This window comes from Microbacterium sp. SWDP-B6 (assembly GCF_059803615.1).
Genome location: NZ_JAPFGV010000014.1, coordinates 16109 through 37520, shown reverse-complemented (window position 1 = coordinate 37520; position 21412 = coordinate 16109). Strand labels below are relative to the sequence as shown.

Below are 21412 nucleotides of genomic sequence, written 5' to 3'. Positions count from 1 at the left end.
GCGGGGCGGACGTACGTTCGCCGCATGGACCAGAACACAGGACGCACCCCGCACGCCGAAGAGCCCGCCGAAGGTTCTCCTGAGCAGAACCCTCAGCACAACACCGCGCCCGATGGGCAGTCGTCCGTCGAGCGCGACGAGCTCCACGGCAACGCCCAGGGCTCGACCCAGGGCGGTGCCATCCAGGGCGACAGCTCGCACGGCGACTCCCCCCGCGGAGCCATTCAGGGCGACGCCGACGAAGAGAACGCTCAGGGCGCAGCCCAGGGTGGCGCGATCCAGGGCGACAGCTCGCACGGAGAATCGCCTCGCGGCGCCATTCAGGGCGACGCCAGCCCCGACCGCGACGCGGCCCTCGGCGGCGACGAGAACACCGAACAGCAGCTGACCGCCGACAATGAGGTCGAGGAAGACGCTCTGCGCGCGCTCGACCCGGACGACGCTCCCGCCTGAGAGCCGACTGGTCTCAGCCTGCAGGACAGATGAGGGGGCGGATGCTGCGGCATCCGCCCCCTTCATGTGTCGCGTGAATGCACCCTCGCTGGAGCGCCGAGGAGCAGACCCGACGCGCCGTGTTGCGTGGAACGTGGGCCCCGCTGTTAGGGTTGCCTAACCAACATTGATCCGATCGATGTCGTTCCCCTCCCCGGTCCCGAAAGGTCATTCACCATGCCCTCCCGCCCCCGCCGTCGTGCCTCCACGACCCTCGCCGCCTCAGCGTGCGCGCTGATCCTGCTCGCCGGCTGCGCCCCTGAGCCGACCGCCGCCACCGATGCGACAGGCGAATCCGCCGGCACTCACGACGTCGAGCATGCCCGCGGCACCACGGCGGTCCCCGACGAGCCCCAGCGCGTGGTGACTCTGGAACCGCTCGAGCTCGACACTGCCGTCGCGGTCGGCATCGAGCCGGTCGGCGCGGCGGTCGCGAGCAACGTCGCGGGTGCGCCCGCGTACCTCGGAGCCGACGGTGTCGAGCCCGTGGGCACGGTTCCCGAACCCGACCTCGAGGCCATCGCCGCGCTCGAACCCGACCTGATCCTCGGAACCGAGGCCCGGCACTCCGAGCTCTACGAGCAGCTCTCCGCCATCGCCCCCACGGTGTTCATCGAGACGCAGGCCGACCCCTGGCGAGACAACGCGATGCTCATCGGCGAAGCGCTGGGCCGCGAAGAGGAGGTCGCCGATCTGCTCTCGAAAGTCGACGAGCGCTGCGAGTCGCTGGCCGACGAGTACGCGGTCGACGGCGAGACCGCGCAGCTCATCCGTCCCCGCGACGAGACGACCCTCAGCCTCTACGGGCCGGTGTCGTTCTCGGGCAGCCTCCTCGAATGCGCCGGGTTCACGATCCCCGAGCAGGAGTGGGCCGACGGCCTGCAGGCCGACATCTCGCCAGAGAACATCGTCTCGGCGGAAGCCGACCACGTGTTCGTCACCGTGACCGACGTCGACGACGCCTCGGAGATCCCCGCCGCGATCGCACAGAACTCCGCAGCCTTCCCCTCGGTCACCCCTGTCGACACGAGCTACTGGGTGTCGGGAGTCGGGCCGAAGGGCGCGCAGGCCGTGCTCGACGACATCGAGGCGTACCTCGAAGAGAGCCGGTGACCGCTCTCGCCTCGGTCGAGACATCGGGGGCTCCGCATGTGCGGGGTCCCCGACGCGGCGTTCGAGCGGTCGGCGGTGCGATCGTCCTCCTCGCTGCACTCGCAGTCGCTGTCGCCCTCTCCCTCGCGATCGGCGCCAATCCCCTCTCCCCCGAGGCTGTCTGGACGACACTGCGCGGCGGGGGCACTCCGGAGACGGACTACGTCCTGTTCGAGTTGCGCATACCTCGAACGGTCACGGGGCTCGTCGCCGGTGCGGCCCTGGGCGTGGCCGGCGCTCTCATCCAGGCCTTCACCCGCAATCCGCTCGCCGACCCGGGCATCCTCGGCGTGAACGCCGGCGCCGCGCTCGCGGTCGCCCTCGGGGTGAGCCTGCTCGGGCTGCGTGACGTGTCGCAGTTCGTCTGGCTCGCCTTCCTCGGGGCGCTCATCGTCACGGTCGCCGTCTACCTCATCGGCTCGGCCGGGCGCGGGTCCGCCGATCCGCTCCGCCTCACGCTCGCCGGAGTCGCACTCGGAGCCGTGCTCTCGGGCATCACCACCGGCATCTCCCTCAGCGACCCCGACGCCTTCGACTCGATGCGCAGCTGGAACGCCGGATCGCTCCTCGGACGTGGCTTCGACGTGATCGTTCCGGTTCTCCCGTTCGTCGCTGCCGGGCTCGTGCTCGCGCTGCTGCTCGGTCCAGGTCTGAACGCCGTCGGCCTCGGCGAAGACGTCGCGCGGGCACAGGGCGCGAACGTCGCCGGCATCCGCATCGGGGTGATCATCGCCGTCACGCTGCTCGCTGGTGCAGCCACCGCCCTCGCCGGGCCGATCGCGTTCATCGGATTGATGGTGCCGCACGTGATCCGCTGGACGTTCGGCGTCGATCAGCGGGTGATCCTGCCGCTCTCCGCGGTGCTGGCACCCGTGATCCTGCTTCTCGCCGACGTCCTCGGTCGGGTCATCATCGCCCCGGCGGAGGTGCCGGTCGGAATCGTCGCGGCGTTCATCGGCGCGCCGGTGCTGATCGTGCTGGCGCGGCAGCGCAGAGCGAGCGCACTGTGAGCGCATCGGCCACCTCGGCACCCGTCGACGCCGCCGGCGCGAAGATGATCCTCCACCTGGGGCCGCTGCGGATGCCGGTGCGCCGGCGCAGCATCCTCATCGGCCTCCTGGCCTCGGCCGCTCTGGGTGTCCTGGGAATCCTGGCGCTGGGAATGGGAAGCTATCCGCTCGCCCCGCAGCAGGTCGTGCAGACTCTCCTCGGCGGGGGCGACCCCATGCACCGCACGGTCGTGATCGACTGGCGACTTCCTCGGGCACTCGCGGGGATCACGATCGGCGCGCTCCTCGGCATCGCCGGTGCGCTGTTCCAGACCGTCACGAGGAATCCGCTGGCGAGTCCCGACATCCTGGGCCTGTCCAACGGCGCCTTCACGGGCATGCTCATCGCACTGGTGCTCGTCTCGGGCAGCTGGCCGGTGCTCACCGCCGGATCTCTCATCGGCGGATTCGCGACGGCTCTGGTGATCTGGCTGCTCTCCGCACGAGGCGGCGTGCAGGGCTTCCGCCTCATCGTCGTGGGCATCGGCGTCTCGGCGGTCCTCGCGTCGCTGAACACCTGGATGCTCCTGCAGATCGAGCTGGAGACCGCGATGTTCGCCTCGGCCTGGGGCACCGGGTCGCTGAACGGCGTCAGCGCGGGTCCGCTCGCGGGAGCGCTGCTGTGCGCGCTGCCGTTCGCCGTCGCAGCCCTCATGCTCGTGCCGCGCCTGCGTCAGCTCGAGCTGGGCGACGACATGGCCGCAGCCACAGGGGCTCGGCCGGGCCGGATCCGGGCCGTCGCGCTGCTCATCGGCGTGGCGCTCGTGGCCGCCGCGACGACCGTCGCCGGCCCCGTGGCGTTCGTCGCTCTCGCCGCGCCCCAGATCGCGCGCCTCGTGGCCCGCACCCCGCACCTCTCGCTGATGCTGTCGGCACTGTTCGGAGGAGTCCTCCTGCTCGGCGCCGACCTCATCGCACAGCACCTGCTGCCCACCGCCCTGCCCGTCGGCGTCGTGACCGTGTCGGTCGGCGGCGCCTACCTCGTCCTGATGATCGTCCTGGAGATCCGCCGCCGTGCCTGAGAACCCGTCCTCGCCCGATCCCACCGCCACCTCGCGCCTGAGAGCAGAGCGGATCACGCTCACATACGACCGCACCGAGATCCTCCGCGACCTCTCTGTCGCCGTGCCGGCTGGAGGCTTCACGGTGATCATCGGGCCGAACGCCTGCGGCAAGTCCACGCTGCTGCGCGGCCTGTCGCGCCTGCTGCCGCCCTCGAGCGGGCGCGTCGTGCTCGACGGCAAGTCGATCAGCGAGTACCCGGCGAAGGAGGTGGCCCGCCGACTGGGGCTGCTCCCGCAGAGCGCGACAGCCCCGGACGGCATCACCGTGGCCGACCTCGTCGCCCGCGGCCGCTACCCGCATCAGAACCTGATGCGCCAGTGGTCGGATGCCGACGAGAGGGCCGTGCAGCACGCTCTCGACGCGACCGGCACCGCAGACCTCGCCTCCCGCCCGGTAGACGCACTCTCGGGGGGCCAGCGTCAGCGCGTCTGGGTCGCCATGGTCCTCGCGCAGGAGACCGACCTGCTGCTGCTCGACGAGCCGACCACATTCCTCGACGTCGCCCACCAGGTGGATCTCATGGAACTGCTCGCGCATCTCAACGCCCAGGGCCGCACCCTCGTCGCCGTGCTGCACGACCTCAATCACGCCGCGCGGTATGCGAGCCACATCATCGCGATGCGCGAGGGGCGCATCGTCGCCGAGGGCCCGCCGAGTGAGGTGATCACGAGCGAACGGGTGCAGCAGGTGTTCGGCCTCGCGAACGTCGTGATCGACGACCCTGTCACCGGAGGACCGCTGGTCGTGCCGTTGCGCGGGTCGACTCCTGCCGGAGTGCGATCGTGACCGCCGAGCGCCCCTGGGCCTACAGCGCCTTCCCGGTCGAGGTGCGAGCGCGGGTGATGCTCAGTCCGCACTTCGTCAGGCTGACTCTGGGCGGAGAGAGTCTGCGGAACTTCGCCGGCTGGGGCACGGATCAGCGGATCAAAGTCGTGCTGCCTCTGGCAGACGGCAGCATCGCCGACTTCGGACTGCTCGACGAGCCGACACCGCATCCCTCCGACTGGTATGCACGGTGGCGCGCGCTGCCCGAGGACGAGCGCAATGTGCTCCGCACGTACACGCCGTCCGCGATCCGGTCGGAGGTCGGCGAGATCGACATCGACTTCTTCCTCCACGAACCAGCCGGACCCGCGTCGGCATGGGCGGCCGCGGCGGCCCCGGGTGACCGCCTCGTCGTCAACGGGCCGGACGCGCGGATGGGGTGGACCGGGTACGGGCTGCACTGGCATCCGGGCGACGCGCGGCGGTTCCTGATCGTCGCCGACGAGACGGCGTTCCCGGCAGTGCGCGGCATCCTCGATTCCCTCGTGCCGGACGCCCGCGCCGAGGTCTTCCTGGAATGCGGTGACGCCGCCGATGATCTCGTCTCGCCTGCGGCCCCCGACACGGCGCGCGTGCACCGTGTGCTCCGCGATGCCGGAGACTCGGAGGCGATCGAACGGGCCGTGCACGCCTGGGGCGCCGTCCACGGTGCGTCCGCCCGCGACGACACCGCCTTCTACGCGTGGATAGCGGGTGAGTCCAGCACGACCACGGGCATTCGCCGGTACCTGACCTCCGGCCTCGGCATCGCGAAGGACCGCGTCTCCTTCCTCGGCTACTGGCGGAGAGGCGGCCCACTCGTCGGTGATCCCCGGAGGGCGGCAATCGCAGAAGCCGATGCGGCCGACGCGAGGCGGGTGTAGGTTGCGGAGATGGAGCCGATCCGAGTGGGCCTCGTAGCCGACCCGGCTTCGCCCACTACCGTCGCGCGTCGGATGACCGACCTCACGCCACCGCTCGCCGCTGCGGCCGACAGCTGGATCGTCGAACTCGTCAGCGAGCCGTTCACCCTCGGGTCTGAAGACGTCGACGTCGCCCTCGAGCGGCTACGTGCGCATGCCGAGCAGAACGGGTGGGATCTCGTCATCGGCGTCACCGAGCTTCCGCTTCGCGACGATGACGGCCGCTACCTGCTGGCGGCGATCGATCCTCGTCGCCAGTCCGCGGTGCTGTCGCTGCCCGCCCTGGGCGGGTTCCGGGTGCAGAGCCGCGCCCGTCACGCGGTGCGGGGACTCGTCGACGGGATGGCCGAGCCCGCCTCGCCGGAGGAGCAGCGCCTGCCGCTGCCCGGACTCAGTGCCCGCGGGCGCGTGCTTCTGGGGATGGTGCTGGCCAACCGTCCGTGGCTGCTCGCCGCCGGGCTCAAGTCCGCGCTGGTCGCAGCGCTGGCGACCGGCGCGGTGGCGACGATCGAGCCGACCGTGTGGTCGCTCGCCAGCTCACTGTCGGGCTGGCGCCTGGTGGCGGCGACTGTGGCCTCCATCACGATCATCATCGCGTGGATCGTGATCGACGGCAGGCTCTGGGACCGTCCAGACGACGACTCACTCCAGGCCCGTGAGAGATCCCGTCTCTACAACACCTCGACGCTGCTGACCCTGACCATCGGCAGCGTCATCTGCTATCTGGCGCTGTACGTCGTGAATCTGGCCTGGGCGCTCTTCGTGCTCGACACGTCGGTGATGAGCGAGTCCCTCGGCCGAACCGTCGAAGTCGGCGATCTGTTCGTGCTCACCTGGTTCGTCGCGTCGGCGGCGACACTCGGCGGGGCGTTGGGAACGGGCCTGGAGTCCGACGACGCGATCCGCGCCGCCACCTACTCCAAGCGGGAAGAGGAGCGCCGAGCCCGCCTGGCCGACGAGCACGCCTGAGGCGGCGACGACATGACGAAGGGGCGGATGCCGCAGCATCCGCCCCTTCATCATGCTCAACGTGTGACTCAGAAGTCCCAGTCGTCGTCTTCCGTGGCCTCGGCCTTGCCGATGACGTAGGAGGAGCCGGACCCCGAGAAGAAGTCGTGGTTCTCGTCGGCGTTCGGCGAGAGCGCCGACAGGATCGCCGGGTTCACGTTCGTCACGGTCGAGGGGAACATCGCTTCGTAGCCGAGGTTCATCAGCGCCTTGTTGGCGTTGTAGTGCAGGAACTTCTTGACGTCCTCGGTCAGACCGACGCCATCGTAGAGATCCTGCGTGTACTGCACCTCGTTGTCGTAGAGCTCGAACAGCAGGTTGAAGGTGTAGTCCTTCAGCTCCTGGCGACGCTCTTCGGTCTCGTTCTCGAGACCCTTCTGGAACTTGTAGCCGATGTAGTACCCGTGCACGGCCTCGTCACGGATGATGAGGCGGATCAGGTCGGCCGTGTTCGTGAGCTTCGCCTTGGACGACCAGTAGATCGGCAGGTAGAAGCCCGAGTAGAACAGGAACGACTCGAGCAGGGTCGAGGCGACCTTGCGCTTGAGCGGGTCGTCACCCTGGTAGTAATCCATGATGATCTGAGCCTTCTTCTGAAGGTTCGGGTTCTCCGTGGACCAGCGGAACGCCTCGTCGATCTCCTTCGTCGACGCGAGCGTCGAGAAGATCGAGGAGTAGCTCTTCGCGTGCACCGACTCCATGAACGCGATGTTCGTGTAGACCGCCTCTTCGTGAGGGGTGATCGCGTCGGGGATCAGCGAGACGGCGCCGACCGTGCCCTGGATCGTGTCGAGCAGAGTCAGACCGGTGAAGACGCGCATGGTGAGCAGCTGCTCGTCGGGCGTCAGCGTGTTCCACGACTGGACGTCGTTCGACAGCGGCACCTTCTCGGGCAGCCAGAAGTTGTTCACCAGACGGTTCCAGACCTCGAGGTCCTTGTCGTCCTGGATGCGGTTCCAGTTGATCGCCTGAACGCTGTCGACCAGCTTGAGCGGGGGGTGAGGAGTCATTGTTCTTCGTCGTTTCCTGTGGTCAGAGCCGGATCAGAGCATGCACGAGACGCACTCGGTCATGTCGGTGCCCTCGAGCGCCATCTGACGCAGACGGATGTAGTAGATCGTCTTGATGCCCTTGCGCCATGCGTAGATCTGAGCCTTGTTGATGTCACGCGTCGTGGCGGTGTCCTTGAAGAACAGCGTCAGCGACAGGCCCTGGTCGACGTGCTGGGTGGCGGCGGCGTAGGTGTCGATGACCTTCTCGTAGCCGATCTCGTATGCGTCCTGGTAGTACTCCAGGTTGTCGTTCGTCATGAACGGCGCCGGGTAGTAGACGCGGCCGAGCTTGCCTTCCTTGCGGATCTCGATCTTCGACGCGATCGGGTGGATCGACGACGTCGAGTTGTTGATGTACGAGATCGAGCCGGTCGGGGGCACAGCCTGCAGGTTCTGGTTGTAGATGCCGTGCTCCTGGATCGACGACTTCAGCGCCACCCAGTCGGCCTGCGTCGGGATGTGCTTGCCCGCGAAGAGCTCCTTGACCTTCTCGGTCTCGGGAACCCAGGCACGCTCGATGTACTTGTCGAAGAACTCCCCCGACGCGTACGTCGAGTCCTCGAAGCCGTCGAAGGCCTGCTTGCGCTCGATCGCGATGTTGTTCGAGGCGCGCAGCGCGTGGAACAGCACCGTGTAGAAGTAGATGTTCGTGAAGTCGATGCCCTCTTCGGAGCCGTAGTGGACGTGCTCGCGAGCGAGGAAGCCGTGCAGGTTCATCTGACCGAGGCCGATCGCGTGCGAACGGTCGTTGCCGTCTTCGATCGAGCGGACCGAGCGGATGTGGCTCTGGTCGCTCACCGCGCTCAGCGCGCGGATCGCCGTCTCGACTGTCTGGCCCAGGTCATCGGCATCCATCGACAGCGCGATGTTCATCGAGCCGAGGTTGCAGGAGATGTCCTTGCCGATCTGGTCGTACGACAGGTCGTCGTTGTACGTGGTCGGCGTGTTCACCTGCAGGATCTCGCTGCAGAGGTTCGACATGTTGATGCGGCCCTTGATCGGGTTGGCCTTGTTCACCGTGTCCTCGAACATGATGTACGGGTAGCCCGACTCGAACTGGATCTCGGCGATCGTCTGGAAGAACTCGCGTGCGTTGATCTTCGTCTTCTTGATGCGCGGGTTGTCGACCATCTCGCGGTACTTCTCGGTGACCGAGATGTCGCCGAAGGGAACTCCGTAGACCTTCTCGACGTCGTACGGCGAGAAGAGGTACATGTCCTCGCCGTTCTTGGCGAGCTCGAACGTGATGTCGGGAACCACGACGCCGAGCGACAGCGTCTTGATGCGGATCTTCTCGTCGGCGTTCTCGCGCTTGGTGTCGAGGAAGCGCATGATGTCGGGGTGGTGCGCGTTGAGGTACACCGCTCCGGCACCCTGACGGGCGCCGAGCTGGTTGGCGTAGCTGAAGCTGTCTTCGAGGAGCTTCATCACGGGGATGATGCCCGATGACTGGTTCTCGATCTGCTTGATCGGAGCGCCGGCCTCACGGATGTTCGAGAGCAGCAGAGCGACGCCGCCGCCGCGCTTGGAGAGCTGGAGAGCGGAGTTGATGCCGCGGGCGATCGACTCCATGTTGTCTTCGATGCGCAGCAGGAAGCAGCTGACGAGCTCGCCGCGCTGGGCCTTGCCCGAGTTGAGGAAGGTCGGCGTCGCGGGCTGGAAACGGCCGGAGATGATCTCCTCGACCAGGGCGACCGCGAGGTTCTCGTCGCCGCCGGCGAGGCCGAGGGCCGTCATCACGACGCGGTCTTCGAAGCGCTCGAGGTAGCGCTTGCCGTCGAACGTCTTGAGCGTGTAGCTCGTGTAGTACTTGAAGGCGCCGAGGAACGTCTCGAACCGGAACTTCTTGCTGTAGGCGAGGTCGTTGAGCTTCTGGATGAACTCGAGCGAGTACTGCTCGATCACGGCGGGCTCGTAGTACTCCTTCTCGACCAGGTAGTCGAGACGCTCCTTGAGCGAGTGGAAGAACACCGTGTTCTGGTTGACGTGCTGCAGGAAGTACTCGCGTGCCGCCCGCTTGTCGGCGTCGAACTGGATCTTCCCGTTCGCGTCGTACAGGTTCAGCATCGCGTTGAGGGCGTGATAGTCCAGGCCCTCATAGGTCGGGTTCATCTTGAACGCCACCGTGTCCGTCACTGAGTCGGTTCCTGCCTGCTCGTCAACTGCGGTACCCACCGTCGCTCCAATCCGTCGCTCACGCGATCTACATCGTCTTGTGTGCCGAAGATCTCGAGCCGATACAAGTGAGGCACGTTGCACTTGCGGCTGATGATGTCACCGGCGAGACAGAAGGAGTCGCCGAAGTTGGAGTTGCCCGCGGAGATGACTCCGCGGATGTGATTCCGGTTGCGCTCGTCGTTGAGGAACCGGATGACCTGCTTGGGCACCGCGCCTCGTTCGACGCCGCGCCCCTCACCCCCGCCGTAGGTGGGGGTGACCAGCACGAAGGGCTCGTCGACGACGAGATCTTCCTGCTGCCGGAGAAGGGGAATGCGTCGGGCCGGGAGCCCGAGCTTCTCGACGAAGCGCGCGGTGTTACCCGAGGCGCTCGAGAAGTAGACCAGGAGCGGCGCGGCGGTCGCGACGGCGCTCATGGCGGATCACGCCAGACGCGAGGCGAGCTCGTCGATCTTGTCGGGACGGAAGCCCGACCAGTGGCCCTCGTCGGTGACGACGACCGGCGCCTGCATGTAGCCCAGCGCCTTGACCTGCTCGAGTGCGGTCGCGTCTTCCGACAGGTCGAGGATTTCGTACTCGATGCCCTTGGCGTCGAGCGCGCGGTAGGTGGCGTTGCACTGAACGCAGGACGGCTTCGTGTAGACCGTGATCGACATCTTTTCGCTTCCCCTCAAATCTCTGGCCTGCATCTGTATCAGGCTGTTTTCCGGTAGACCCTCACCGGGATCTCAATACTACATATAGGTACGGACATTCAGGGTGACCACTAGGGGTAGTAGTTACATACGTGTAGTTTTCCACCGCTCTCCGCTGTTACAACACAGGTTCTCCACCGTTTCTTCCACAGGCTCGGGCACCTCGGGAGCAGCTCCGAACCGCGAGAAATCGCGGCTGGGAACGACCTGTGAGAGATCCATCCACAGGTCGGACCGTACGCCTCACCTCTGACATCGGATTTTCTGTGGAAACTCGGTTTGGGCGTGTCGCGGCGTGTCGCGGATGAGCCGCTTCGACCGGCGTCCGCGCCTCCCGGTAGCGTTGACCCGTGGCGGGATATCGTGACCTTCTTCGCACGCCCGGAGTGGCGCGCATGATCGCTGCACAGCTGACCGCTCGCTTCCCCAACGGGATGACCTCGCTCGCGATCCTGCTGCACGTCGAACAGCAGACCGGCTCATACGGCTCGGCGGGCCTGGTGCTCGCCGCGACCAGCGTCGGGCAGGCCGTCGCCGGCCCGATCACGAGTCGATGGATGGGCGCCTGGGGCATGCGCCGCGTGCTCGCCCTCACGCTCAGCGTGTGCGTGGTCGCCGTGCTGGGCTTGGCGCTGCTCCCCCTGAACGTCCCCGGATACATGGCGCTCGGCATGATCGCCGGCCTCTCGACCCCGCCGGTGCAGGCCGCCGTGCGCACCATCTATCCGAAGCTCGTGAACTCGACACAGCTCACCCCGCTCTTCTCTCTCGACGCCTCGCTGCAGGAGATCATCTGGGTGCTCGCCCCCGTCGTGATCACGCTCGTGTCGACGCAGATCGGCACGGCCGTGGGGCTGCTGCTCGTGGCGGTCGTGCTGGTCGGCGGCGGAGCGTGGTTCATCCTCTCTCCCGAGGTCGGCCGCGTGCGCATCCCGCGAAGTCGCAGCGCCCTCGGCAAGGTCGTGCTCAAACCGCCGGTGCTGCTCGCCACCATCATCGGATTCCTGCTCATCGGCGCGTGCTCCGCGGTCGAGGTCGGTGTCGTCGCGACGTTCGAGCACGGCAGCCTGGCGGCCGGCCTCGTGCTCGCGGTGTTCGCCGTCGGCAGCCTCGCCGGAGGCCTCTCGTTCGGACACATCCCCATCGGGCCCTGGGCGATGGCCCGCCGCCTCACCATCGTCACGGTCGGCCTCGCACTCACCATGTTCTCCCTCAACGAGTTCTGGCTCGGCGGCACCCTGATCGTCGCCGGCATCGGCGTCGCGCCGGCTCTCGCCGTGCTGTTCGCCATCACGACCGCGAGCGTCAAGTTCAGCGAGACGGCCGAGGCCTTCGGCTGGGCCGGCACCGGTCAGCTGATCGGCGCCGCGGCCGGCTCTGCCGTCGCGGGCTTCCTCGTCGATGCGACGGATCCCCGCGGCGCCTACCTCGCGGCGACGCTCTTCGCCGCAGCCGGACTCGTCGTCTCGATCGTCTTCGTCCGCTCCTTCCCCGATCTGCGTCATCGCGATGCGAGTCCCCACCCCGATACCGAACCCCTGGCGGTCACCCCTTCATGAGCTCTGCGTCCTCCCCCGCATCCATCGCCCCTGAGGTGGTCTGCATCGGCGAGTCCATGGGACTCGTCACCGCTCTGGGCGCACCGCTCGCCGAGACCGAGACGGCAGCACTGGGGCTCGCCGGAGCAGAGGGCAACGTCGCCGTCGGACTCGTCTCGGCAGGGCATCGGGCCGCCTGGGCCTCGCGCCTGGGCGACGATCCGATCGGCGTGCGCATCTCGACCGAGCTCGCGCGCCGCGGCGTCGACCTCTGGGTGACGACGGATGCGGATGCGCCCACCGGCGTCATGTTCAAGGATCCGGGCACCGAGTCGTCGTCCGTCTACTACTACCGGCGCGGATCGGCGGCGTCGCTGATGGCGCCCGGGTTCCTCGACGCCCCGCAGCTCGCCGGCGTCCGCATCGTGCACACGACCGGCATCACCCCGGCGCTCTCCCCCTCCTGCCGCGCGATGGTCGATCAGCTGTTCGTCGACGCGCGCACAGCCGGCGCGCTGGTCTCGTTCGACGTGAACGATCGCAGGGCGCTGTGGACGATGCAGGATGCGGCCGAGACGCTGACCCGGCTCGCGGATGCCGCGGACATCGCCTTCGTCGGTCGAGATGAGGCCGAGCGCGTCTGGGGCACCGCCACCGCCGTCGAGATCCGCGCACACCTTCCGAACTGCGGGCTGCTCATCGTGAAGGACGGCGACGTCGGCGCGACCGCGTTCCTCGGCGACGACGAGCCGGTGTTCGTACCCGCGCCGCGGGTCGAGGTCGTCGAGCCGGTCGGCGCCGGCGATGCCTTCGCGGCCGGGTTCCTCGCCACGACGCTCGACGGCGCAGAGCTCGCCGAGCGACTCTCTGCCGGACACACCGCAGCCGCGCGGGTGCTGACCACGCACGGCGACCTGCCACCGCTGCCCTGAACTCCGCACGCCTCCCCCCTACGACCCGGTCGTAGGCTTGCTGCATGCCCGCACCGCTCACGCTGCCCCGCATCTCCTGGGGTGATCCGGCCTCCGATCGCCGAGTGCTCCTCGTGCACGGCCTCGGCTCCTCCGCTGCTCTCATGTGGCGGGTGGGCACCGCCCTCGCCGACGCCGGATGGCATGCGACCGCGGTCGACCTGCGCGGTCACGGCGACGCCCCGAGGGCCCTCGACTACTCGGTCGCCGCCTATGCGGCAGATCTCGTCGCGACCGAGCCCGACGGCGGTGGAGCGTGGGATGCCGTGGTCGGCCACTCTCTCGGCGGCGCCGCCGGCACGGCGGCCGCAGCATCCGCTCCGGAGTGGACCCGCCGCCTGGTGCTGCTCGACCCGGCGATCCTCGTCGACGGCCGCCATGCCGCGATCGTGCGTCGCAGCCAGGAGCGTGCCTTCGCCGACAACAGGGTGGAGCTGGTGCAGCAGGAGCATCCGCACTGGCATCCGCAGGACTGGGAGCTCAAGGTCGATGCCGTGCACCGAGCGAGTGCATGGGCGGTCGAGCAGACGAGTGCGCAGAACACGCCGTGGGATGTCACGGCTGATGCCGCGCGGTTGGCCGTCCCCACCCATGTGATCGCCTCTGATCCGGCGGTCTACAGCATCTTCACCGGCGATGTCGCAGCCTCCGTTCTCGCCTCGAACCCTCTCGTCACGATGTCGGTCGTCGAGGGATCCGGGCATTCGCTGCACCGCGACAAGCCCGAAGAGACCGTCCGACAGCTGAGAGAGGCCCTCGCGTGAGCACGTTCGACCCGACCGCGTATCTTCCCGACGACCTGCTCGAGCGCATCCGCGAGCGGGCTCCCATCCACGACCGCGACAACACGTTCCCCGAACAGGACCTCGCCGAGCTGCGCGACGCCGGCTACCTGTCGATCCTCGTCCCCGCCGACCGCGGAGGCGCGGGTCTCGGACTCGCCGAGGCCGCGATCCTCCAGCAGCGCCTCGCGACCGCCGCCCCGGCCACGGCGCTCGCGATCAACATGCACCTCGTCTGGACCGGGGTCGCCAAGGTCTTCTCCGACCGCGGCGTGCCCGGCCTCGAGTTCGTGCAGGACGGCGCGGTCGCCGGCGAGGTCTTCGCCTTCGGCATCAGCGAGGGCGGCAACGACCTGGTGCTGTTCGGCAGCGACACCGAGGCCGCACCCACCGCCGACGGCGGCTACGCATTCACCGGCACCAAGATCTTCACCTCGCTCGCGCCCGTGTGGACGAAGCTCGGGCTGCACGGCCTCGACACGACGAGCGCCGACGCCCCGAAGCTCGTCTTCGCATTCGTCGACCGCACCGATGCGGTCGTGACGGGCGACGACTGGGACACGCTCGGCATGCGGGGCACGCAGAGCCGCACGACCCGACTCGACGGAGCCACGGCGGATGCTGCGCACGTGGTGCGCCGCATCGATCCGGGTCCGAACCCCGACCCGATCGTCTTCGGGATCTTCTCGGTCTTCGAGATCCTCCTCGCCTCGGTCTACACGGGCATCGCGCGCCGTGCGCTCGACCTGGCCGTGCTCACCGCGCAGAAGCGCCGCTCGAAGAAGACAGGTGCCGCGTACAGCCAGGATCCCGACATCCGCTGGCGCATCGCCGACATGGGCCTCGCGTACGACGCCCTTCCGCCGCAGATCGCCGTCCTCGCGCGCGACGTCGACGAGAAGGTCGACAACGGCGCCCGGTGGTTCACGCTGCTCTCGGGGGTCAAGCACCGGGCGATCACGATGTCGAAGCACGTCGTCGACCAGGCGATGCTGGTCGCCGGCGGCGGCTCGTACTTCTCGTCGAACGAGCTGTCGCGGCTCTATCGTGACGTCCTGGCAGGGGCATTCCACCCCTCCGACCCCGAGTCTGCGCATTCCACCGCGGCGAGCGCCTGGCTGGGCCCGCTCGAGTCCTGACCGCGATATTCTGCGGTTTACCCGCTGCAGCTCCGCCGATTCTGCGGAATCGGTTGAAGACAGCCCGCTGCGGTGCGAGGATCGCATCATGATGTCCTCGAAGAAGCATCCGCCACTGGACGGTGTGGCCAAGACGATCATCGAGCTGCTGCAGGAGGACGGCCGGCGCTCGTACTCCGACATCGGGCGTGAGGTCGGCCTGAGCGAGGCCGCCGTGCGCCAGCGGGTGCAGCGTCTCACCGAGTCCGGCGTGATGCAGATCGTCGCCGTGACCGATCCGATGCAGCTGGGCTTCCCTCGACAGGCGATGATCGGCATCCGCGTCTCGGGCGACACTCGCGTCGTCGCAGAGGCCATCGCCGAGATCGCCGCGATCGACTACGTGGTGATCACGGTCGGATCCTTCGACATCCTCGCCGAGGTCGTCTGCGAGGACGACGAAGACCTCCTCGCGCTGATCAACGACCACATCCGCCCGATCGACGGGGTGCTGTCGACCGAGACCTTCATCTACGCCAAGCTGCAGAAGCAGCTCTACAACTGGGGGACCAGATGAGCACGCAACGCACGACTCCGTCCGAGGCCGAACTCCAGGCCATGGCCAAAGACCACCTGTGGATGCACTTCACACGGCAGTCGACCATGGACAAGAGCGGCGTGCCGATCATCGTCAAGGGCGACGGCCACCGCATCTGGGACTCGAAGGGCAAGGACTACTTCGACGGCCTCTCGGGTCTCTTCGTCGTCAACGCCGGGCATGGACGCCGCCGCCTCGCCGAGGCCGCGGCGAAGCAGGCATCCGAACTGTCGTTCTTCCCGCTGTGGTCGTATGCGCACCCGGCGGCCATCGAGCTCGCCGATCGCCTGGCCGATGAGGCACCCGGCGATCTCAACCGCGTGTTCTTCTCGACCGGAGGCGGCGAGGCGGTCGAGACGGCCTTCAAGCTCGCGAAGCACTACTGGAAGCTGATGGGCAAGCCCACCAAGCACAAGGTCATCTCGCGCTCGGTCGCCTACCACGGCACCCCGCAGGGCGCCCTCGCGATCACCGGCATCCCCGCGATGAAGTCGATGTTCGAACCCGTCACGCCCGGTGGCTTCCGGGTGCCGAACACCAACTTCTACCGAGCGGCCGAGATGGGCGGCCCGAGCGACGACCTCGAGGCCTTCGGACGCTGGGCCGCCGACCGCATCGAGGAGATGATCCTGTTCGAGGGCGCAGACACCGTCGCCGCCGTCTTCCTCGAGCCGGTGCAGAACTCGGGCGGATGCTTCCCGCCCCCTCCCGGCTACTTCGCCAGGGTGCGCGAGATCTGCGACCGCCACGACGTGCTGCTCGTCTCGGATGAGGTCATCTGCGCGTTCGGCCGCCTCGGACACACCTTCGCCTGCACCGGCCTCGGCTACGTGCCCGACATGATCACCTGCGCCAAGGGCATGACGAGCGGTTACTCGCCGATCGGCGCCACCATCGTGAGCGACCGGATCTACGAGCCGTTCTCGAAGGGCGACGTGTCGTTCCCGCACGGCTACACGTTCGGCGGCCACCCCGTCTCGGCAGCCGTGGCGCTCGAGAACCTCGCGATCTTCGACGAGGAGGGGCTCAACGAGCGGGTGCGCGAGAACTCGCCCCTGTTCCGCGCCGAGCTCGAGAAGCTCCTCGACCTGCCCATCGTCGGCGACGTGCGCGGCGACGGCTACTTCTTCGGCATCGAGCTCGTGAAGGACAAGGCGACGCGCGAGACGTTCGACGACGACGAGTCCGAGCGGCTGCTGCGCGGCTTCCTGTCGCCCGCGCTGTTCGAGGCCGGGCTCTACTGCCGCGCCGATGACCGCGGCGACCCCGTGATCCAGCTCGCGCCGCCGCTCACGGTCGGCCCGGCCGAGTTCCGTGAGATCGAGCAGATCCTGCGGAGCGTGCTCACCGACGCGCAGTCGGTTCTCTGACGCTCGCTTCAGGGGCTCCGGAGACGGCTCAGGCCGATGCCGCGGTGCGCCGCCTCGCGAGAAGTGCGAGGTGGAGCGCCGCGATCGTCTCGCCGTCGTCGAGGTCGGCGCCCAGGAGGTCCCCGATCAGCGTGATCCGCTGATAGAACACCGATCGCGACAGGTGGCTCGCCGCCGCGGCCGCCGAGCGGTTTCCCGGGTGCGCGACGAGAGCGGCGAGCACGTCGAGCAGATCGCCTCTCCGCTCCTGATCGTGACGGATGAGCGGCGCCAGCATCCGCTCGCTGTGCTCGTGCAGCCGGTGGTCGTCACGCAGAGTGGCGACGAGCCGCTCGAGCGGGCGGTCGTCGACGCGGCGCACCCTCGCCCCGGCCTCAGCCCTGTCGCTGTCGGCGAGGTCGCGCGCGGCGCGCAGAGAGCCGAGCAGACCGAGCACGTCGTCGGAGACCGGCCCCACGAAGACGGCGCGGTCGGGGCCGGCGATGCGCAGCAGCACCTCGTCGGACAGCACCGCGGATGCCGGCAGCGAGAGCAGCGCGACATCGTCGTCGTCGACGCGGGCGGCCACGACCGCGAAGCCTGCCTGCCGCGCCCGATAGGCGAGCTCGCTGATGGACGCCGAGCCGCGGGCGACGATCCCGTGACACTGGCGTTCGGCGAGCGCGAAGCCCCCTGCGCGCAGCCGAGCATCGATGTCGTCCGCCCTGGCGAACCGCGCACCGAGGAGGTCATCGATGACGGCGCGCTGCGCCAGCAGCGACCATTCCGCGTCACCGCCGTCGGCGATGCAGCCGAACGCGAGCGCCGTCGCACCCTGTTCGAGCACGGTGACGCGGCCGGCGGGGTGTGCCGGGCCGGGCAGCGCGAGAAGCGTGCCCCAGCGCACTCCTCTCGCCTGCACGGGCACCTGCTCGGCACCCCCTCGACCGTCGAGCACCTCGGCGATCGGCATCCCGAGCCCTTCGGCCGCGATCACCTCGCGTGCCAGGTTCTCGAGCACCACCGGGGCGCCGAGGGCGCGGGCGGTCTCGGCCACCACGACGTCGGCCGGCGCCCCCTGCAGGCTCAGCGCGGTGAAGAGCTCGTGCAGATGCTGCCGCTCACGCAGCGCGTGCGTCTGCGCGGCGATCAGGGCGTGGTGCACGGCCTCGGTCACGGCGACGAACTTCACCTCGCGGGTGAGGGCGACGAGCGCGAGGCCCACCGTCGCGCAGACATCCACGACCGGCTGCGGCACGGCATCGCGGGCTGTCCCGAGCTCGAAGACGATTCCGGCGATGCCCGCTCGATGCAGCCTCGATGCGAAGGCGCGCAGCTCTCCGTCGTCGAACGGCCACCCTGCACCCGTCGTCAGAAGCAGCTCTCCTCCGTCGAGCAGACGCGCGACGCCGACGCTGTCGGAGACGTGCACCCACCGCACCGCAGCATCCAACGCCGCACCCCCGACGAGCACGTCAGGCTCGCCCGCCTGCACGGCGGGGTCGGCCAGCACGTCGGCGACCGTGAGGTACACGCTGTGCGCCGGACGGTCTGTCCGGATAACCCTGATGTCGCTACGTTCTGACGCCAAGACTGTCCTCCGTGCTCTGTGATCATGGGAGGAAGCCAGCGTATCGAACCCCGGTCAGAGTGTTCGATGCGGATCACGCACTGCGAGGGAGCCCCGTGGACATCGTCCGTCACATCATCAATGGAGCAGAGACCGCCGAGGCGGCGCGCACGGGTCAGGTCTTCGATCCCGCCACCGGACAGGTCTCGAAGCAGGTCGCCTTCGCCGCGACCGGAGAGGTCGACCGGGCGATCGCCGCCGCGGCATCCGCTCTTCCGGCGTGGCGCGAGACGAGCCTCATCAAGCGGGCCGACGTGTTCTTCCGGCTGCGCCAGCTGCTCAAGGAGCGCACGCCCGAGCTCGCCGCGATCGTCACGTCGGAGCACGGCAAGGTGCTCTCGGATGCCGCAGGCGAGGTCTCACGCGGCATCGAGAACGTCGAGTTCGCCGCCGGACTCGTGCACCTGCTCAAGGGCGAGCGCAGCGAACAGGTCTCGCGTGGCGTCGACGTGCACTCGGTCAAGCAGCCCGTCGGCGTCGTCGCCGCGATCACGCCGTTCAACTTCCCGGTGATGGTGCCGCTGTGGATGGTGGCCTCGGCGATCGCGTGCGGCAACACGGTCGTGCTCAAGCCCAGCGAGAAGGACCCGTCCGCGTCGGTCTGGCTCGCCAAGCTCTTCCAGGAGGCGGGTCTTCCGGATGGAGTGCTCAATGTCGTGCACGGCGACAAGGAGGCGGTCGACGCGCTGCTCGAGTCGCCACGCGTGAACGCGATCAGCTTCGTCGGTTCGACGCCGATCGCGCGCTCGATCTACCAGCGCGCCTCGGCTGCGGGCAAGCGCGTCCAGGCGCTGGGCGGCGCGAAGAACCACATGGTCGTCATGCCGGATGCCGACATCGATGCCGCAGCCGACGCCGCCGTCTCGGCCGCCTACGGCTCGGCCGGCGAACGCTGCATGGCCGTCTCGGTGCTGGTCGCGGTCGGCGACATCGCCGATGACCTGGTCGCCGCGATCGCCTCGCGCATCGAGGGCCTCACGATCGGCGCCGGCACCGACACCGCGAGCGAGATGGGCCCGCTCATCACCCGCGAGCACCGCGACCGCGTCGCCTCCTACGTGACCGGAGCCGCTGCAGAAGGAGCGACCGTCGTGGTCGACGGCACGACGAAGGAGTTCGACTCGGAGGGCTTCTTCATCGGCGTCAGCCTGATCGATCAGGTCGCCCCCGGCATGAAGGTGTACGACGACGAGATCTTCGGCCCGGTGCTCTCGGTGGTTCGCGTCGAGACCTACGCCGACGCCGTCGAGCTCGTCAACGCGAACGCCTACGGCAACGGCACGGCGATCTTCACGCGAGACGGCGGCACCGCCCGTCAGTACGAGTTCGACATCGAGGTCGGCATGGTCGGCGTGAACGTGCCGATCCCCGTGCCGATCGGCGCCTACTCGTTCGGCGGCTGGAAGGACTCGCTGTTCGGCGACTCGCACATCTACGGCCCCGAGTCGGTGCACTTCTACACTCGGTCGAAGGTGGTCACCACCCGCTGGCCCGACCACACGCCCTCGCAGATCGACCTGGGCTTCCCGAGCAACCACTGAGCTCCGAGCAGACAGAGAACTGAGACACGAGACATGACGAACTTCACCGACCGCCATGGTGCATCCCACCCGCTGCCTGCCCCCGAGGCCGAGGCGCAGGTGCGAGCGGATGACCGCGGCCACGTGTTCCACTCGTGGAGCGCGCAGGGCCTGATCGATCCGCTCCCCGTCGCCGCGGGTGAGGGCTCGACGTTCTGGGACTACGCCGGCAATGCCTACCTCGACTTCTCGAGCCAGCTGGTGAACCTGAACCTCGGGCACCAGCACCCCGACCTCGTCGCAGCGATCCAGCAGCAGGCGGGGCGTCTCTCGACGATCCAGCCGGCGATGGCCAACGACGTGCGGGGCGAGCTGGCCCGGCTCATCGTCGAGGTCGCGCCCGAGGGCTTCGAGAAGGTGTTCTTCACGAACGGCGGCGCCGAGGCCAACGAATACGCGGTGCGCATGGCGCGCCAGTCGACCGGTCGCCACAAGGTCCTCTCGATGTACCGCAGCTACCACGGCTCCACGTCGACCGCGATCTCGCTGACGGGCGACCCTCGCCGGTGGGCGAACGGCACTCCCGACTCGGGCGCCGTGCGCTTCTTCGGGCCCTACCTCTATCGCTCGCCGTTCCACGCCGAGACGCCGGAGCAGGAGTCCGAGCGCGCGCTCGCCCACCTCGAGCAGACGATCCAGCTCGAGGGACCGCAGACCATCGCCGCGATCATCATCGAGACCGTCGTCGGCACCAACGGCGTGCTCGTGCCGCCGCCCGGCTATCTGCAGGGCGTGCGCGAGCTGTGCGATCGCTACGGCATCGTCTACATCGCCGATGAGGTCATGGTCGGCTTCGGACGGCTCGGCGAGTGGTTCGGCATCGACGCATACGACGGCCGCCCCGACCTGATCACCTTCGCCAAGGGTGTGAACTCGGGCTACGTGCCGCTCGGTGGCGTCGTCATCTCCGAGCGCATCGCGCGCGCCTTCGACACCACGCCCTTCGCCGGCGGACTCACCTACTCGGGCCACCCGCTCGCCTGTGCCGCGGGCGTCGCGACGTTCGAGGTGTTCCGTCGCGACGGCATCCTCGAGCGCGTGCGCGACCTCGGCGAGCGCATCGTCGAGCCGACCCTGCACCGCTGGGTCGACACCCACCCGAGCGTCGGGGAGGTGCGCGGCCGCGGCCTGTTCTGGGCCGTCGAGCTCGTGCGCGACAAGCAGACGCGCGAGCCACTCGTGCCGTTCAACGCCAGCGGAGCGGATGCTGCGCCGGTCGCCGCCTTCGCCGCCGCCGCCAAGAAGGCCGGCGTCTGGCCGTTCACGCACTTCAACCGCATGCACGTCGCCCCGCCGCTCGTGATCAGCGAAGACGACCTGGTGCGCGGTCTCACCGTGCTCGACGAGGCTCTCGCCGTCGCCGACGAGGCAGCCACGAGCTGACAGCGCCGTGAGCTGACAGTGCCGTGAGGCGCAGCCGCTGCTGCG

At 68.5% G+C, this 21412-nt stretch carries 20 protein-coding genes; 15 read left to right on the top strand and 5 right to left on the bottom strand.

Annotation, left to right across the window (positions count from 1 at the left end; all coding sequences use genetic code 11):
* Window positions 1–24: 24 nt before the first annotated feature.
* The 7 genes from OPU70_RS15160 to OPU70_RS15130 all read left to right on the top strand — a co-directional run bounded on the left by OPU70_RS15160 (window position 25) and on the right by OPU70_RS15130 (window position 6454).
* Window positions 25–453, top strand: coding sequence for a hypothetical protein (locus OPU70_RS15160; RefSeq protein ID WP_042537854.1), 429 nt, complete (start codon window positions 25–27; stop codon window positions 451–453).
* 216 nt (window positions 454–669) lie between these two features.
* Window positions 670–1605 carry an ABC transporter substrate-binding protein gene (locus OPU70_RS15155; RefSeq protein WP_042537852.1) on the top strand — a complete coding sequence of 312 codons (936 nt, stop codon included), beginning with the start codon at window positions 670–672 and terminating at the stop codon, window positions 1603–1605.
* Window positions 1602–2654, top strand: coding sequence for an iron chelate uptake ABC transporter family permease subunit (locus OPU70_RS15150; RefSeq protein WP_498558151.1), 1053 nt, complete (start codon window positions 1602–1604; stop codon window positions 2652–2654). The genes OPU70_RS15155 and OPU70_RS15150 overlap by 4 nt, the downstream gene beginning before the upstream one ends.
* Entirely contained in the window at window positions 2651–3715 is a 1065-nt protein-coding gene (locus OPU70_RS15145; RefSeq protein WP_498558150.1) for a FecCD family ABC transporter permease, read from the top strand. The genes OPU70_RS15150 and OPU70_RS15145 overlap by 4 nt, the downstream gene beginning before the upstream one ends.
* Entirely contained in the window at window positions 3708–4544 is an 837-nt protein-coding gene (locus OPU70_RS15140; protein WP_056374287.1) for an ABC transporter ATP-binding protein, read from the top strand. Before OPU70_RS15145 ends, OPU70_RS15140 begins: the two co-directional genes overlap by 8 nt.
* Complete coding sequence (locus tag OPU70_RS15135) at window positions 4541–5446, top strand: siderophore-interacting protein (protein ID WP_498558149.1); 906 nt, start codon at window positions 4541–4543, stop codon at window positions 5444–5446. The genes OPU70_RS15140 and OPU70_RS15135 overlap by 4 nt, the downstream gene beginning before the upstream one ends.
* 72 nt (window positions 5447–5518) lie before the next feature.
* On the top strand, window positions 5519–6454 hold the full coding sequence (locus OPU70_RS15130; protein WP_498558148.1) for a hypothetical protein: 936 nt from the start codon (window positions 5519–5521) through the stop codon (window positions 6452–6454).
* Window positions 6455–6522: 68 nt separating this feature from the next.
* Here OPU70_RS15130 and nrdF read toward each other — a convergent pair whose 3' ends face one another.
* The 4 genes from nrdF to nrdH are packed head-to-tail and all read right to left on the bottom strand — an operon-like array spanning window position 6523 to window position 10379.
* Window positions 6523–7503, bottom strand: coding sequence for a class 1b ribonucleoside-diphosphate reductase subunit beta (gene nrdF / locus OPU70_RS15125; RefSeq protein ID WP_042537843.1), 981 nt, complete (start codon window positions 7501–7503; stop codon window positions 6523–6525).
* A gap of 33 nt (window positions 7504–7536) precedes the next feature.
* Window positions 7537–9657 (bottom strand): class 1b ribonucleoside-diphosphate reductase subunit alpha, encoded by a 2121-nt coding sequence (gene nrdE / locus OPU70_RS15120; protein ID WP_042537901.1) that lies wholly within the window; start codon window positions 9655–9657, stop codon window positions 7537–7539.
* A 20-nt stretch (window positions 9658–9677) separates the two neighbouring features.
* A complete protein-coding gene (gene nrdI / locus OPU70_RS15115) occupies window positions 9678–10139 on the bottom strand; it encodes a class Ib ribonucleoside-diphosphate reductase assembly flavoprotein NrdI (protein WP_498558147.1) in 462 nt (153 codons plus the stop codon).
* Between the two features lie 6 nt (window positions 10140–10145).
* Window positions 10146–10379 carry a glutaredoxin-like protein NrdH gene (nrdH, locus tag OPU70_RS15110; RefSeq protein WP_042537838.1) on the bottom strand — a complete coding sequence of 78 codons (234 nt, stop codon included), beginning with the start codon at window positions 10377–10379 and terminating at the stop codon, window positions 10146–10148.
* Between the two features lie 389 nt (window positions 10380–10768).
* On the opposite strand from nrdH, the gene OPU70_RS15105 reads away from it, so the two are divergent.
* The 6 genes from OPU70_RS15105 to OPU70_RS15080 all read left to right on the top strand — a co-directional run bounded on the left by OPU70_RS15105 (window position 10769) and on the right by OPU70_RS15080 (window position 16795).
* Window positions 10769–11977 (top strand): MFS transporter, encoded by a 1209-nt coding sequence (locus OPU70_RS15105; RefSeq protein WP_194285963.1) that lies wholly within the window; start codon window positions 10769–10771, stop codon window positions 11975–11977.
* Window positions 11974–12888, top strand: a complete 915-nt coding sequence (locus OPU70_RS15100; RefSeq protein ID WP_498558146.1) for a sugar kinase — start codon at window positions 11974–11976, stop codon at window positions 12886–12888. The genes OPU70_RS15105 and OPU70_RS15100 overlap by 4 nt, the downstream gene beginning before the upstream one ends.
* A 44-nt stretch (window positions 12889–12932) precedes the next feature.
* Window positions 12933–13691, top strand: coding sequence for an alpha/beta fold hydrolase (locus tag OPU70_RS15095; protein WP_498558145.1), 759 nt, complete (start codon window positions 12933–12935; stop codon window positions 13689–13691).
* Window positions 13688–14848, top strand: a complete 1161-nt coding sequence (locus tag OPU70_RS15090; RefSeq protein WP_498558144.1) for an acyl-CoA dehydrogenase family protein — start codon at window positions 13688–13690, stop codon at window positions 14846–14848. The genes OPU70_RS15095 and OPU70_RS15090 overlap by 4 nt, the downstream gene beginning before the upstream one ends.
* Window positions 14849–14936: 88 nt before the next feature.
* A complete protein-coding gene (locus OPU70_RS15085; RefSeq protein ID WP_153302254.1) occupies window positions 14937–15404 on the top strand; it encodes an Lrp/AsnC family transcriptional regulator in 468 nt (155 codons plus the stop codon).
* Entirely contained in the window at window positions 15401–16795 is a 1395-nt protein-coding gene (locus OPU70_RS15080; protein WP_475435889.1) for an aspartate aminotransferase family protein, read from the top strand. The genes OPU70_RS15085 and OPU70_RS15080 overlap by 4 nt, the downstream gene beginning before the upstream one ends.
* Before the next feature lie 28 nt (window positions 16796–16823).
* Here OPU70_RS15080 and OPU70_RS15075 read toward each other — a convergent pair whose 3' ends face one another.
* Window positions 16824–18365, bottom strand: coding sequence for a PucR family transcriptional regulator (locus tag OPU70_RS15075; protein WP_475435891.1), 1542 nt, complete (start codon window positions 18363–18365; stop codon window positions 16824–16826).
* Window positions 18366–18460: 95 nt separating this feature from the next.
* Between OPU70_RS15075 and OPU70_RS15070 the strand changes: the two genes are divergently transcribed.
* Window positions 18461–19945, top strand: coding sequence for a CoA-acylating methylmalonate-semialdehyde dehydrogenase (locus OPU70_RS15070; RefSeq protein ID WP_056376324.1), 1485 nt, complete (start codon window positions 18461–18463; stop codon window positions 19943–19945).
* Window positions 19946–19978: 33 nt separating this feature from the next.
* The gene (locus OPU70_RS15065) at window positions 19979–21367 is read left to right on the top strand and encodes an aspartate aminotransferase family protein (RefSeq protein WP_498558143.1); all 1389 of its coding nucleotides are present in this window, start codon (window positions 19979–19981) and stop codon (window positions 21365–21367) included.
* Window positions 21368–21412: the final 45 nt, after the last annotated feature.